This is a genomic window from Pseudomonas sp. BN102 (genome assembly GCF_029871245.1).
Classification (GTDB): Bacteria; Pseudomonadota; Gammaproteobacteria; order Pseudomonadales; family Pseudomonadaceae; genus Metapseudomonas.
This window is the reverse complement of the sequence record NZ_SSON01000078.1, coordinates 167,737-181,920: the sequence shown is the minus strand read 5'-3', so window position 1 is coordinate 181,920 and position 14,184 is coordinate 167,737. Positions and strand designations below refer to the sequence as shown.

Annotated in this window: 11 protein-coding genes; 8 read left to right on the top strand and 3 right to left on the bottom strand. The window is 66.7% G+C overall.

Features of this window, described 5'->3' with window-relative positions; genetic code table 11:
* From E8F12_RS26870 to E8F12_RS26860, 3 genes are read right to left on the bottom strand one after another with little or no spacing between them, the layout of a single operon-like run.
* Nucleotides 1–852: a helix-turn-helix transcriptional regulator gene (locus E8F12_RS26870; protein WP_280328261.1), complete on the bottom strand. Its 852-nt coding sequence runs from the start codon at nt 850–852 to the stop codon at nt 1–3.
* A gap of 43 nt (nt 853–895) precedes the next feature.
* A complete protein-coding gene (locus E8F12_RS26865; protein ID WP_280328260.1) occupies nt 896–2,314 on the bottom strand; it encodes an aminotransferase in 1,419 nt (472 codons plus the stop codon).
* Between the two features lie 40 nt (nt 2,315–2,354).
* Nucleotides 2,355–3,449, bottom strand: a complete 1,095-nt coding sequence (locus tag E8F12_RS26860; RefSeq protein ID WP_280328259.1) for a polyamine ABC transporter substrate-binding protein — start codon at nt 3,447–3,449, stop codon at nt 2,355–2,357.
* Nucleotides 3,450–3,601: 152 nt separating this feature from the next.
* Here E8F12_RS26860 and E8F12_RS26855 point away from each other — a divergent pair, with 152 nt between their 5' ends.
* The 8 genes from E8F12_RS26855 (at nt 3,602) to E8F12_RS26820 (ending at nt 14,108) form a co-directional block, all read left to right on the top strand.
* On the top strand, nt 3,602–4,252 hold the full coding sequence (locus E8F12_RS26855; RefSeq protein ID WP_280328258.1) for a TetR family transcriptional regulator C-terminal domain-containing protein: 651 nt from the start codon (nt 3,602–3,604) through the stop codon (nt 4,250–4,252).
* A gap of 77 nt (nt 4,253–4,329) precedes the next feature.
* The gene (locus tag E8F12_RS26850) at nt 4,330–5,052 is read left to right on the top strand and encodes a response regulator (RefSeq protein WP_280328386.1); all 723 of its coding nucleotides are present in this window, start codon (nt 4,330–4,332) and stop codon (nt 5,050–5,052) included.
* A 4-nt stretch (nt 5,053–5,056) separates the two neighbouring features.
* Entirely contained in the window at nt 5,057–5,830 is a 774-nt protein-coding gene (locus E8F12_RS26845; protein WP_280328385.1) for a transporter substrate-binding domain-containing protein, read from the top strand.
* Nucleotides 5,827–8,073, top strand: coding sequence for an ATP-binding protein (locus tag E8F12_RS26840; RefSeq protein WP_280328257.1), 2,247 nt, complete (start codon nt 5,827–5,829; stop codon nt 8,071–8,073). The genes E8F12_RS26845 and E8F12_RS26840 overlap by 4 nt, the downstream gene beginning before the upstream one ends.
* A 180-nt stretch (nt 8,074–8,253) precedes the next feature.
* Nucleotides 8,254–9,651 (top strand): amino acid permease, encoded by a 1,398-nt coding sequence (locus tag E8F12_RS26835; protein WP_280328256.1) that lies wholly within the window; start codon nt 8,254–8,256, stop codon nt 9,649–9,651.
* Between the two features lie 328 nt (nt 9,652–9,979).
* A complete protein-coding gene (locus tag E8F12_RS26830) occupies nt 9,980–10,762 on the top strand; it encodes an enoyl-CoA hydratase-related protein (protein WP_280328255.1) in 783 nt (260 codons plus the stop codon).
* 18 nt (nt 10,763–10,780) lie between these two features.
* The gene (locus E8F12_RS26825; RefSeq protein ID WP_280328254.1) at nt 10,781–11,941 is read left to right on the top strand and encodes an acyl-CoA dehydrogenase family protein; all 1,161 of its coding nucleotides are present in this window, start codon (nt 10,781–10,783) and stop codon (nt 11,939–11,941) included.
* Between the two features lie 73 nt (nt 11,942–12,014).
* Nucleotides 12,015–14,108, top strand: coding sequence for an acetate--CoA ligase family protein (locus tag E8F12_RS26820; protein WP_280328253.1), 2,094 nt, complete (start codon nt 12,015–12,017; stop codon nt 14,106–14,108).
* Nucleotides 14,109–14,184: the final 76 nt, after the last annotated feature.

The following is a 14,184-nucleotide window of genomic DNA, read 5'->3' as shown; positions in this document are numbered from 1 at the left end:
TCAGGCCGTCAGCCAGTCGATGAAGAGGGCGAAGAGTTCCGCCTGTGAACTGATTTCCAGCTTGGTGTAGAGATTCTTGCGGTGCATGCGCACGGTCTCCGGGGAGATTTCCAGGACCTTGGCGCTGGACTTGACCGAGTGGCCGCGCAGCAGCAAGTGGGCGATTTCCCGTTCGCGTTCGGTCAGGCGGTCGCTGCCGAAGTTCATGAAGGCTTCGCGGATCTGCCGGTTGAGGCCGGCGGGGGCGCCACCGCGCGGGACTGCCGCGCTGTGGCCGTCGAGGCAGCGCACCAGGCCGCCGCGCTCGTCGAACTGGCACATCAGCTCACGGACCAGCGGGTGTGCCGTTCGCAGCAAGGCCAGCTCGGCGTCGCTGAAGCGCGCGCCGCTGCGGCCTTGATAGACGCAGAGGGAAACCTTGCGCTGGCCGCCCAGGTCGACGATGAAATGGGCGTCTTCCACCGAGCCGCATTTGAGGTAGTTGGTGCGGTAATACTCGCTGCTGAAGAAGTCGTCCGGGGCGATTTCCGAGAGGTGGTAGAACCCCTCGGCCAGGCCGTTCTCCATGGCCAGGCAGAAGGGGTCGAGCAGGTAGCCCCGGGCGTAGTAGCGCTCGATCAGCGCCTCTCGGTACTCCGCCGGGATGCCGCACTGGTAGAGCGGGCGCGGTGCCAGCCCCCTGCACTCCAGGCCGAGCAGCACCGACTCGATGGGCACCAGGCTCCTCAACGCCTCGATCAGGCGTTCGCAGAACACCGGCTCGGCGACGCTGGCCATGGCCCGCGCCAGCCCCGCATGCCAGGCATGCAGGGCGGCGAGGGTCGGGGCTTCGGGCGCAGTGTTTTCAGTCATGCCCGGCAGTCTACTGGCGCCACCTGGCCGCTGCAAAATGCCCTCAACGGCCCGCATAGTCGCCGCTGCGTTGCAGGTCCGCGGCGGTTTCCAGAATGGCCTCGCGCAATGTCTCGGCTATCTCGTCCACCTGGGCGCGGGTGATGGTCAGGGGCGGCGACATCACGTTCAGGTGCACGATCGGCCGTACCAGCAGACCGCGTTTCTGCGCCCGCAGGTGGATCTGCTCACCGATGTTCAGTTCATCGGGAAACAGCGCCTTGCTCGCCTTGTCGGCGACGAACTCGACGCAGGCCATCAGCTTCTTGCAGCGCACGCTGCCTACCAACGGCAGGTCGGCCAGGCTCTGCAGGCGCTCTTCCAGGTAGGCACCGACCTCGTCCACGTGGGACAGCAGGTTCTCCCGCTGGATGATCTCGATGTTCTTCAGCGCGCTGACGCAGCTCACCGGGTGCCCGCTGTAGGTGAAGCCATGGCTGAAGCAGCGGCCCTTGCCCGGCTCGCCGATCACCTGCCAGATGCGTTGCGAGAAGATGCAGGCGCCCAGCGGCAGGTAGCCGGAGGTCAGGCCCTTGGCGGTGGTGATGATGTCCGGCACCACGCCGAACACCTCCTCCGAGGCGAAGAAGGCGCCCAGACGGCCGAAGGAGGTCACCACCTCGTCCGCCACGTAGAGCACGTCGTGGCGCTGGCAGACTTCCCACATGCGCTTGTGGTAGCCGGCCGGCGGGATGATCACGCCCCCCGAACCCATGATCGGCTCGGCGAAGAAGGCCGCGACTCGGTCGGCGCCCAGGGTGAGGATCTTGTCCTCGAACTCGTTGACCAGGAACTCGAGGAACTCGGCCTCGTCCATGCCCTCCGGCGCGCGGTAGGGGTTGGGGCAGGAGATGTGGTGGATGCGGTCCTTGAGGAAGTCGAACTCCGCCGGCCGGTCCGCCGCCTTTCCGCCCAGGGACATCGTCAGGTAGGTGGAGCCGTGGTAGGCGTTGATTCGGGTGATGACGTGTTTCTTTTCCGGCTTGCCGCGGCAGTTCTGGTAGTACTGCACCAGACGGTAGGCGGTATCCACGGCGGTGGAGCCGCCGGTGGTGAGGAATACGTGGTTCAGGTCGCCGGGCGCGAGCTCGGCGAGCTTCTCGCAGAGTTCGATGGCGGTGACGTTGGCCATGTCGCAGAAGGGGTTGGAATAGGCCAGGCGGCGCACCTGCTCGGCGATGGCCTCGGCCATCTCCTCGCGGCCCAGGCCGATATTGGTGCACCACATGCCGCCTACGGCATCGAGGTAGCGATTGCCGGAGGTGTCGTAGATATAGGCGCCTTCTCCGGCGGCAATGTTCAGCGCGCCGTTCTCCCGGTGGTCGTCGAAGATGTGGTAGCCGTGCATGTAGTGCGCCTTGTCGGCGGCCACCAGGCGCTCGTTGTCGAACTGGGCGAAGAAGTCGGCGTTTGCGGTAGTCATGGTCGTTACCTCGGGTCCATCTGATGCTTGGCAGTTCAAATCACTTGCCGGTCTTGACCGCATTCCAGGTGCGGGTGATCAGGCGCATGGCCTTGGGTGACTGCGGCTTCTGGGTGAAGAGTCGGGCGCGGGTGGCGTCGTCCGGGTAGATCGCCGGGTCGTTGCGCACTTCGGGCGCCACCAGCGGCGTGGCGGCCTGGTTGCTGTTGGCGTAGCGGATGTAATCGGTGACCTCGGCAATCACCTTGGGCTGCAGCATGAACTCGATGAACCTGTGGGCGTTCTCCACATGGGGCGCGTCGTTGGGGATGTAGAAGTCATCGAACCAGATCAGCGAGCCTTCCTTCGGGATGAAGTAATCCAGCTTCACCTTGGCGCCGGCTTCGGTGGCACGGGCCTGGGCGGTGGCGTAGTCGCCGGACCAGGTCATGGCAATGCACTGGTCGCCGTTGGCCAGGCCGTTCAGGTAGCTCATGGAATCGAACTTGCGGATGTAGGGACGTACCTTCATCAGCAGGTCCTGGGCGGCCTTGAGATCCTCGGGCTCCACGCTGTTGGGGTCGCGGCCGAGGTAGGCCAGGGCGAGCGGCAGCACATCGGTCGGCGAGTCGATCAGGGTCACGCCGCAATCGGCGAAGCGCGAGACCACTTGCGGATCGAAGATCATCGCCAGGGAGCCGATGGGCGCATCGGGCATGCGCGCCTTGATCATCTCGACGTTGTAGGTGATGCCATTGCTGCCCCAGGTGTAGGGCGCCGAGTAGGCCACGCCCGGATCGTAGTGTTCGAGGCTGGCCAGCACCTGCGGGTCCAGGTTGCCCCAACTGGGCAAGCGGCTCTTGTCCAGCGGCTGGAACACCCCGGCCTTGAGCAGTGGCGGCACCAGCGCGGCGTTGAGTACCACGAGGTCGTAGCCGGAGCGGCCCGGCAGCAGCTTGCCCTGTACCGTCTCGTAAGAGTCGAAGGTGTCGTAGACCACCTTGATGCCGGTGGCTTTCTCGAAGTCGGCGAGGGTGCGTTCGCCCATGTAGTCCGACCAGTTGTACAGGCGCAGGGTATTGCCATCGTCGGCCGGGCTCAGGGCCGGCAACAGGATAAGCGTCGCGCCAAGTGCTGCAACCAGGGTCTTGCGCATGTCGGTTCCACCTGTGTTGTCGTTATCGGGTCACCTGGCAGCTACTTTGTGCCCCCTGCCGGGTCACGGCCATAACCCGAACGGGTAGGTGGCAATCCCTTTCTTCCTGTACAGTCGTTCAGATTCGCCGTATCACCACAGGAACTGTCTGCATGACGACCCAGGATGTGCGCTATTCCCGTCTGGACCCCGAGCTGCGCAAGGCCCACCTGATCGAAGCGACCCTCATCTGCCTCAAGCGCCATGGCTTCCAGGGCGCATCGATCCGCAAGATCTGCGCCGAAGCCGGGGTTTCGGTGGGGCTGATCAACCACCACTACGCCGGCAAGGACGAACTGGTGGCCGAAGCCTACCTGGCCGTCACCGGGCGGGTGATGGGGCTGCTGCGTGATGCCATCGACGCCGCCCCGTCCAGGCCCCGGGCGAGGCTGTCGGCGTTCTTCCAGGCCTCCTTCTGCGCCGAGCTGCTCGACCCGCAGCTGCTGGAGGCCTGGCTGGCCTTCTGGGGCGCGGTGAAGACCGCCCAGGCCATCAACCTGGCCCACGACCAGTCCTATGGCGAATACCGCGCCATCCTCGCCAAGGTGCTCACCGAGCTGGCGGCGGAGGAGGGCTGGCAGGGCTTCGATGCGGAACTTGCGGCCATCAGCCTCAGCGCGTTGCTTGACGGCCTCTGGCTGGAGTCCGGCCTGAACCCGCAGACCTTCACCCCGGAGCAGGGCGTGCAGATCTGCGAGGCCTGGGTGGATGGTCTGCAGGCCGGCGCCGTGCAGCGATTCCTGCGCCCCGTCGGAGGCCGTTGATCGGTCGTTCAGCTGGCGATAACCTCCTGCCACTCCAACAATAAGAACGCCCCGCCCACTCGCGGTGGCGGAGGGTAATTGCAATGGCTCCCAGTGTGCTGATCGTCGACGACGATCCGCTGATCCGTGAACTGCTCCAGACCTACCTGACCCAGGAGGGCTACCAGGTGCTCTGCGCCAGCACCGCCGAACAGGCCGAAGCCTGCCTGGCCGAGAGCCCGGTGGACCTGGTGATGCTGGACATCCGCCTGCCCGGCAAGGACGGTCTGACCCTGACCCGCGAACTGCGTGTGCGCTCGGAGGTGGGCATCATCCTGATCACCGGCCGCAACGACGAGGTGGACCGCATCGTCGGCCTGGAATGCGGCGCCGACGATTACGTGGTCAAACCCCTCAATCCCCGCGAACTGGTGTCCCGCGCCAAGAACCTGGTGCGCCGGGTGCGCCACGCCCGGCAACCAGCCACGGCGGCCACCACTGTTCAGCTCAAGCGCTTCGCCGATTGGATGCTGGATAGCGACCGCCGGCGCCTGATCGACCAGGATGGCAGCGAAACCCTGCTCACCCACGGTGAGTTCCAGCTGCTCAGCGTCTTCCTGCGCAACGCCGGCCATACCCTCAGCCGTGACCAGCTGATGGACCAGATCCGCAATCGCGAATGGCTGCCCAACGACCGCTCCATCGATGTACTGGTGGGGCGCCTGCGCCGCAAGCTGCGAGACGATCCCGCCGAGCCCCAGCTGATCATCACCATCCACGGTGCGGGCTATCTGTTCACTGCCAATGCTTGTGCCGCCTGAACGCATGAGGGCCGGCGCGCTGCTGTTGTCGCTCCTGCTGAGCGGCGCGGCGCAGGCCGCGCAACCGGTGCGTTACTGCGACCATCCGGTCTATCCGCCGATCTCCTGGAGCGACGGCAAGCAGATGCGCGGCCTCGCCCCGCAGATGGTGCACGCGGTAATGGCCAAGCTGGGCTTCGACGTCGAGCTGGTGGTGCTGGGAAACTGGAAGCGCTGCCTGCTGGACGCCGCCGAGGGGCGGGTGGACGTGGTGCTGGCCTATCGCACCCAGCCGCGTGAAGGCTTCCTGCAGTTCGCGTCGGTGCCGGTGCTGCGCGAGGAAGTGGCGATCTTCTATAACCGCCAGCATCCACTGAAGGTCGAGCGCCTGGAGGACCTGACCCGCTATCGCGGTGGCCTGCTGTTCGGCGAGAGCTACGGCGAGGCCTTCGACCAGACGGTGGCCCGCGCCGGCAATATCGAATGGGTCTCCGACAGCCGGCAGAATTTCGGCAAGCTGATCCGTGGCCGCATCGACTTCATCCCCCACGAGCGGCGAACCGGCCGGTTGTTCATCGAGCACCTGCCCGGCGGCGGCGACATCGGCACCTTGCCGAACACCGTAGCGGTGGACTACCTGCGACTGGCGGTCTCCCGCCACTCACCCCTGGCCGCGCGCATGGACGAGATCGATCGCGAGCTGCAACGGCTGACCGACTCGGGCCAGATCGAACGCTGGCTGAACCAGAGCGAAGCCACCTATCGCGACATGGTCGTGCAACCGGAGCCACAGCCATGACCCGGCTGAAACCCGACAGCGGCCTGCTGCGCAGGCTGCTGCTGTTCATCCTGCTGTTCAGCCTGTGCTTCACCCTGGTGGCCAGCGCCGTGCAGTTGCACCTGGAGTACCGCCGCGAGATGCGCGAGATCGAGGCGCGCCTGGAGCTGATCCGCACCGGCTATCTGGCCAGCTTCGAGCGCAGCTTGTGGGACCTCAACCAGGAGCAGCTGAAGATGCAGGTGCGCGGGTTGGCGGACTTTCCGGACATCGCCCTGGTGCACCTGACCAGCGCCGACTTCGACCTGCAGGAGGGCGTCCGCGACCCGGCCGGCCCGCTGCGCCGCGAGCGCTTCCCCCTGGCCTACCAGCCGCCGGGCGGTGAAGAGCGCCATCTGGGCGAGCTGGAAATCGCCATCGACCTGGGTGCGGTCCACAAGCGCCTCTACGCCACCGGCCTGACCAGCCTGCTGTGGATGGGCGTGTTCCTCTGCGGCCTGGCGGTGGCCTTGTCCTGGCTGTTCCACCGCCTGGTCACCCGTCACTTGCGGGTGATGGCCGACTTCGCCCGGCGCATCGCCACCGGCGACTGGCACGAGGCCCTGCATCTGCACCGCCGGGCCGGGCGCAGTGCCGACGAGATCGACACGGTGGCCCAGTCCCTGGACGACATGCGCCGGGCCATCCTCGACGACATGCAGCGCCGTGAAGACGATCGCGCCGCCTTGCAGGGTCTGGTGGAGCGGCGTACCGCCAGCCTGCAGCGGGCGAAGGAAGAAGCCGAAGCGGCCAACCTGGCCAAGTCGCGCTTCCTCGCCACCATGAGCCATGAAATCCGCACCCCGCTCAACGGCATCCTCGGCATGGCCGAACTGCTGCGCGGCGCGATCCCGGGGGAGCGCGACCGCCAGCGCCTGGAGGCCCTCCACAAGGCTGCCGAAGGCTTGCTGGCGATCCTCAATGAAGTGCTCTATTTCGCCCGCCTGGAAGAAGGGCAGAGCCGCCCGGAGCAGTTGGACTTCTCCCTGCCGGCGCTCCTGGACCAAGTGCTGACCTTGCTCGAACCCAGGGCCAGCGCCAACGGCACCATCCTGCGCTCGCGCCTCGACCCGCGGGTGCAGGGCCGCTGCCATGGCGCCGAGCAGTTCCTCCGCCAGGTGCTGAGCAACCTGCTGGCCAATGCGGTGAAGTTCACCGAGGAGGGCGAGATCCTGGTTGAGGTGCAGTTGCTCGAGGAATTGGCCGACGGCCAGCGCCTGCGCATCAGCGTCACCGACGACGGCATCGGCATCGCCCCCGAGATGCAGGCGAAGATCTTCGAACGCTTCACCCAGGCCAGCGAGGCCGTGGCCCAGCGCTATGGCGGCACCGGCCTGGGCCTGGCCATCAGCAAGCGGCTGGTGGAGCTGATGGGCGGGCGCATTGGCGTGGAAAGTGTGGAGGGCGAGGGAAGCTGTTTCTGGTTCGAGGTGGCCCTGGGGGCCGCGCACAACCAGGTCGCGCAGCCGGCCGCCGTGCCTGCGCTGCGGACGCTGGAGGTGCTGGTGGTGGAGGATGTCGCCCTCAACCGCGAAGTGGTGTCCGGCTTGCTGGAACGCGACGGCCACCGCGTCACCCTGGCCGAGGACGCCGAGCCGGCCCTGGCCTTGAGCCGGCAGCGGCGCTTCGACCTGATCCTTCTCGACTTGCACCTGCCGGGCATGGCCGGCACCGAGTTGTGCCGGCTGATCCGCGCCGACGAGTTGGGCGCCAACCGCGACAGCCGCATCCTCGCCTTCACCGCCAGCCTGCAGCCGGCCCTGGTGCGCAGTTGCCTGGATGCCGGGATGCAGGGCGCCCTGGCCAAGCCGCTGAAGCTCGACGACCTGCGCCGCGCCCTGGCTGGCCAGACCCGGTCGCAGCCGCTCGCGGGGGATGCCGAGTTGCTCGACCTGCAATTGCTGGACACCCACCGTGGCCTGCTCGGCGAGCAGAAGCTCCAGGGACTGCTGGGCCTGCTGCGGCGCATGCTCGACGAGCACCGCGCCGGGCTACTGGAGGCGCTGGCGGCACAGGATTGCGCCGAGGTCGGCAACCTTTCCCATCGCCTGGCCGGCAGCGGCGAGTCCCTCGGTCTGCGCGCGCTGGCCGCCTGCCTGCGGGAGCTGGAGTCGGCGGCCCAGGCCGGCGATACCGCTGCCTTGCTGGCCCTGAAGCCGCGCCTGGAAGCGCTCCTTGCGGACTCCGCCGCGGTGCTCGACGGCCTGCTGCAACCGGTCCCGTGAAAATCGAACAATTTCCTTACGACTTTTTACAACTTCGATCCCGGCTAACAACGGCGTCTTACAAGTCCTTCCAATAATCGGCCCGAACCGCGCTCGAACGCGGTCCCAGTGGCCTATTGGAGACAAGAATAATGACCCGCAAAGCCCGCCTGCGTTGCCACCTCGCCATGGAGGTGCGCCATGTCTGAAGAACGCATCCAGCTCACCCGTGCGCTGAAGAGCCGCCATATTTTCATGCTGTCCCTGGGCGGCGTCATCGGCACCGGCCTGTTCATGGGCTCCGGCTTCACCATCAATCAGGGCGGCCCCGCCGGTGCCGTGCTGGCCTACCTGGTCGCCGGCCTGCTGATGTACCTGGTAATGGTCTGCCTGGGTGAACTCTCGGTGCAGATGCCGGTTTCCGGCTCCTTCCAGGCCCACGCCACCCGTTACGTCGGCCCTGCCACGGGGTTCATGGTGGGCTGGGTCTACTGGCTGAGCTGGGCCACCACCGTCGGCCTGGAATTCACCGCCGCCGGCATGCTGATGGACCGCTGGTTCCCCGATGTCCCTGTCGCGTATTGGTCGGCCCTGTTCGTGGTGCTGCTGTTCGGTATCAACTCCCTCAGCACCCGCGCCTTTGGCGAGGCCGAGTACTGGTTCTCGGGCGTCAAGGTGGCGGCCATTCTGATCTTCATCGTCGTCGGCATCCTGGCCATCTTCGGCGGCCTGCCGCTGGCCAATGGCGAGCCGGCGCCGAAGTTCTCCAACCTGATCGGCGACACCCTGTTCCCCAATGGCATCTCCGCGGTGCTCGCCGTGATGATGACGGTGGTCTACGCCTTCCAGGGCTGCGAGATCATGGGCGTCGCCGCCGGCGAGACCGACGAACCGGAGAAGAGTATTCCCCGTGCCGTACGCAACGTGGTGTTCCGCGTGCTGATCTTCTACGTGCTGGCCATTATCGTGCTGTCGGCCATCGTGCCCTGGCAGCAGGCGGGTCTGATGGAGAGCCCCTTCGTCCAGGTGTTCGACATGGTCGGCATTCCCTTCGCCGCTGACCTGATGAACTTCGTGATCCTCACCGCCATCCTCTCGGTGGGCAACTCCGGCCTCTATGCCTGCACGCGCATCCTCTGGGCCATGTCCAAGTCCGGCATGGCGCCACGCGGGCTGACAAAGCTCAACAAGCGTGGGGTGCCGGTCTACGCCCTGTCCATCACCCTCTGCTTCGCGCTGCTGTCGCTGCTGACCAGCTTCGTCGCCGCGGACACCCTGTTCGTGGTCCTGACCGCCATCAGCGGGCTGGCCGGCACCGTGACCTGGATCGTCATCGCCCTGGCCCAGTACCGCTTCCGCCGCGAACACTACAAGGCCGGTGGCACCGTGCAGGACCTCAAGTACGCCGCGCCGCTGTTCCCGCTGATCCCGATGGCGTGCATCCTGCTGTGCGTCTCGCTGTTCGTGTTCCTGGCCATGGACCCCACCCAGCGTCCGTCGCTGTACTGGGGCTTCGGATTCATCGCGCTCTGCTATGGGGCCTACTACTTCCTGCAGTTCAAGCGCCAGCGCAACCTTGCGCCGATCCCGGCGGCCTGACCTCCGGCGATACCCGAAGAAAGCGCGGCAGAGCGATCTGCCGCGCTTTTTTGTCGGGCCCGCACGGACCGCCCCCTCTCCCTTCCGGGAGAGGGTTGGGGAGAGGGGCGGGAGCCCGCTGGATCTCCCCGGTTCCGAGTTGTTCAAAGATGTAACAACGTCCGCAACCGCGTTCCGTGTAAAAAATAAAAAAGTTAATAAAAACAATCAGATATGAAATTTATGGGGTCGTTACATACCCCATTCGGGCAGGATTGCCGTCTTGTTGAACAGTCGTTTAGGATCGCTTCAATTTCCTCATCATCAAAGACAACAAGACGAGGGCTCCATGACCACACTGCTCAGCCAGGTCGACGCCGGCATCGCCCGGATCACCCTGAACCGCCCCCAGCAGCGCAATGCGCTGGATATCCCCACCCTGAAAGCCCTGCTCGAAGTGCTGGACGCCCATGAGGCCGATCCGGCCGTGCGCGTGGTGGTACTGAGCGGGGAGGGCCGCAGCTTCTGCGCCGGAGCGGACCTGGCCGAATGGGCCGAGGCCGAAGCCCGTGGCGAGCTGGAAACCTACGGTTGGACCGAAACCGCCCACGCCCTGATGACCCGCCTGCATGGCCTGAGCAAGCCCACCATCGCCGCCATCAACGGCACCGCCGTCGGCGCGGGGATGGACCTGGCGCTGTGCTGCGACTTCCGCATCGCCGCCGCCTCGGCGCGCTTCAAGGCCGGCTACACCGGCATGGCCTATTCACCGGATGCCGGCGCCAGCTGGCACCTGCCGCGGCTGATCGGTGCCGAGCAAGCCAAGCGCCTGCTGTTCCTCGACGAGCTCTGGGGTGCCGAACGTGCCCTGGCCGTCGGCCTGGTGGGCGAGGTCTGCGCCGACGAGCAACTGCAGGCGGTGTCCGGCGAACTGGCCGCGCGCCTGGCCGCCGGCCCGACCTTCGCCTTCGCCCAGACCAAGGCGCTGATCCGCGATGGCGCCAGCCGCAGCCTGGCCCAGCAGCTGGAGGCCGAGCAGGCCGCCGGGCTGCTCTGTGGCCGCAGCGAGGATGCCGCCGAGGCGCTGCGCGCAGTCGCCGAAAAACGTTCCCCCCAATTCAAAGGCCGCTGAGAGCGGGTAGGTGAAGCCATGGATTTCAATCTGACCCAGGAACAGGAAATGCTCGTCGAGGCGGTGAAGAGCTTCGTCGAGAAGGAACTGCTGCCCTACGAGGAAGAAGTGGACCGCGCCGATGCCGTGTCCCCGGAGCTGGCCGCGCGGATTCGCGGCAAGGCCATCGCCGCCGGTTTCTATGCCTTCAACATGCCGGAGGAGGTCGGTGGTGGTGGCCTCGACTACCTGTCCCAGGCGCTGATCGAGCGTGAGCTGTCCAAGGTGTCCTGGGCGCTGCACGTATTCGTCGCGCGGCCCTCGAAGATCCTCATGGCCTGCAAGGGCCAGCAGATCGAGGACTACCTGCTGCCTTGCGTGCAGGGCGAGAAAATCGACTGCTTCGCCCTCACCGAGCCGGGCGCGGGCTCCGATGCCAATGCCATCAAGACCCGCGCCGTGCGTGACGGCGACGACTTCGTGCTGAACGGCAGCAAGCACTTCATCAGCCACGCCGGGCACGCCGACTTCGCCATCGTCTTCGCCGTCACCGACACCTATGAACGCAACGGCAAGAAGCGCAATGCCGTAACCTCCTTCCTGGTCGACAAGGGCACCCCGGGCATGACCATCCGCCGTGGGCCCAGGTGCGTCAGCAACAAGGGCTACCACACCTACGAGATCTTCTTCGACGACTGCCGCGTGCCAGCCTCGAAAGTCCTCGGCGAAGTGGACAAGGGCTGGGAAGTGGCCAACGCCTGGCTTACCGCCGGCCGCGTGATGGTCGCCGCCAACTGCGTTGGCCAGGCCCAGCGCGCCCTTGACCTGTCGCTGCAGTGGGCGGCCGACCGCAAGCAGTTCGGCCAGCCCATCGGCAGCTACCAGGGCATCTCCTTCAAGCTTGCCGACATGGCCACGCAGATCCGCGCCGCCGAGCTGATGACCCTGCACACCGCCTGGAAGATGGACCAGGGAACCATGACCGACGGCGAAGCCGGCATGGCCAAGCTGTTCGCCAGCGAAGTGCTGGGCAAGGTGGCCGACGAGACGGTGCAGATCTTCGGTGGCATGGGCCTGATGGACGAAGGTCCGGTGGAGCGCATCTGGCGCAACGCGCGGATCGAGCGGATCTGGGAAGGCACCTCGGAAATCCAGCGCCACATCATTTCCCGCGAACTGCTGCGGCCGCTGCTGCGCTGAATTCTTCGCTCCCCTCCCGCTTGCGTGAGAGGGGCTGGGGGAGAGGGAAATGAGCCTTGTACCGAGACCTGACATGAAAAGAGAAAACCTCAAGCGCCTGCTGGCGCCCAAACACCTCGCCTTCATCGGCGGCCGCAGCATGGCGCGCGCCCTCAAGCGCTGCGCCGAGGGCGGCTTCAGTGGCCAGATGTGGCTGGTCAACCCGCAGCATTCAGAGCTGGAAGGCGTGCCCTGCGTGGCCAGCGTCGCCGACCTGCCGTGCGGGCCCGATGCGGTGTTCATCGCCACCAACCGCGAGCTGACCCTGGACGTGGTCGCCGCGCTCGCCGCCAAGGGCGCCGGCGGCGCCATCTGCTACGCCTCCGGCTTCGCCGAGACAGGCGAGGAAGGCCAGGCCCTGCAACAGAAACTGCTCGCCGCCGCCGGTGAGATGGCCCTGCTCGGGCCGAACTGCTACGGCCTGCTCGACTACCTGCACGGTGCCGCCCTGTGGCCGGTGGCCCATGGTGGGCACCTGGTGGAGAAGGGCGTGGCGGTGCTGACCCAGAGCGGCAACTTCGCCTACAACCTGTCCATGAGCGACCGCTCGCTGCCGGTGGCCTACATGGCCTCGGTGGGCAACCAGGCCCAACTGGGCGTGGCCGAGCTGATGGACGTGCTGCTCGACGAGCCGCGCGTCACCGCCATCGGCCTGCACCTGGAAGGCCTGAAGAACGTCCCCGGTTTCGCCCGCGCCGCCTACAAGGCGCTGCAGAAAGGCGTGCCGGTGATCGCCCTGAAGACCGGCGTCTCCGAGATCGGCGCCGAGCTCGCCCTCAGCCACACCAGCTCCCTGGCCGGCTCCGATGCCCTCTACGACAGCCTCTTCGAGCGCCTCGGGGTGATCCGCGTCAGCGGCCCGGTGAGTTTCATGGAAACCCTCAAGGCCGCCGCCTGCGGCAACCTGCCGGCTGGTCCGAGCCTGGCTGCGCTGGCCTGCTCCGGCGGTGACGCCGGGCTGATCGCCGACTACGCGGAACGTAACGGCCTGCCGCTGCCCAAGCTCGACGACCTGCAGCGTGATGAACTGGCCGAGGTGCTGCCGGACTACGCCAACATCGCCAACCCGCTGGACTTCACCACCGCCATCTGGGGTGACGGCCCGGCGCTGGAGAAGATGCTCGACTGTGCCCTGCGCACTCCGGCCGACGCCGCGCTGCTGGTGCTCGACTATCCCGGTGAGGAAACCGGCGAGCGCCCGCAGTGCGACCTGCTGCTGGAGCTTTACTGCGCCGCGCTCAAGCGTCACGGCAAGGTCGGCTTCATCGCCTCGGCCTTCCCCGAGCTGCTGCCGGCCCATGCCCGCGAGCTGCTGCACGCCCAGGGCGTGGCCGCGCTGCAAGGGGTGGAAGACGGCCTCGCCGCCTGGGGCCGCATCGCCCATTACCGCCAGCGCCGCGACGCGCTGCTGGCCCGTGGCGACGCGGCGCTGGTGCCAATCTGCCCGCTGTCCCTGGAAGGCCAGGGCCGGCTGCTCGATGAGTGGCAGTCCAAGCAGGCCCTGAAACCCTTTGGCGTACCACTGCCCCAGGCTGTGCTGAGCACGCCAGGCCAGGCTCGCGAGGCGGCTGCCGACCTCGGCTTCCCGCTGGTGCTCAAGGCCGTCAGCGCGGACCTGCCGCACAAGACCGAAGCCGGTGGCGTGGCGCTCAACCTGCGCAACGAGGCGGCCCTGGAAGCGGCGCTGTTCGACATGCGCGAGAGCCTGGCCCGGCATGCGCCGCAACTGGCTTTCGAACAGGTGCTGCTGGAGCGCATGGCGAGCCCGCCGCTGGCCGAGCTGATCGTTGGCATCAAGCGCGAGAACGGTTTCGCCCTGGCCCTGGTGATCGGCGCTGGCGGGATTCTCGTCGAGCTGCTCAAGGACAGCCACAGCCTGCTGCTGCCCACCACCGACGCGGCGATCCGCGAAGCCCTGCTGAGCCTGCGCAGCGCGCCGCTGCTCACTGGTTTCCGTGGTCGCCCGGCAGTTCAGATGGACGCCCTGGTGGATGCCATCCGCGCGGTCGCCGACTACGCCTGCGAGCACGCCGACCAGTTGCTGGAGCTGGACGTGAACCCGCTGCTGGTCAATGCCGAGGGCGCGGTGGCGGTGGATGCGCTGATCCGGTTGGGTAGTGCGAACTAACCCGGGCGTGGCACATGAACTCCCCTCTCCCGCTTGCGGGAGAGGGGCGGGGGGAGATGGGCTCTTTGCCGTTGCA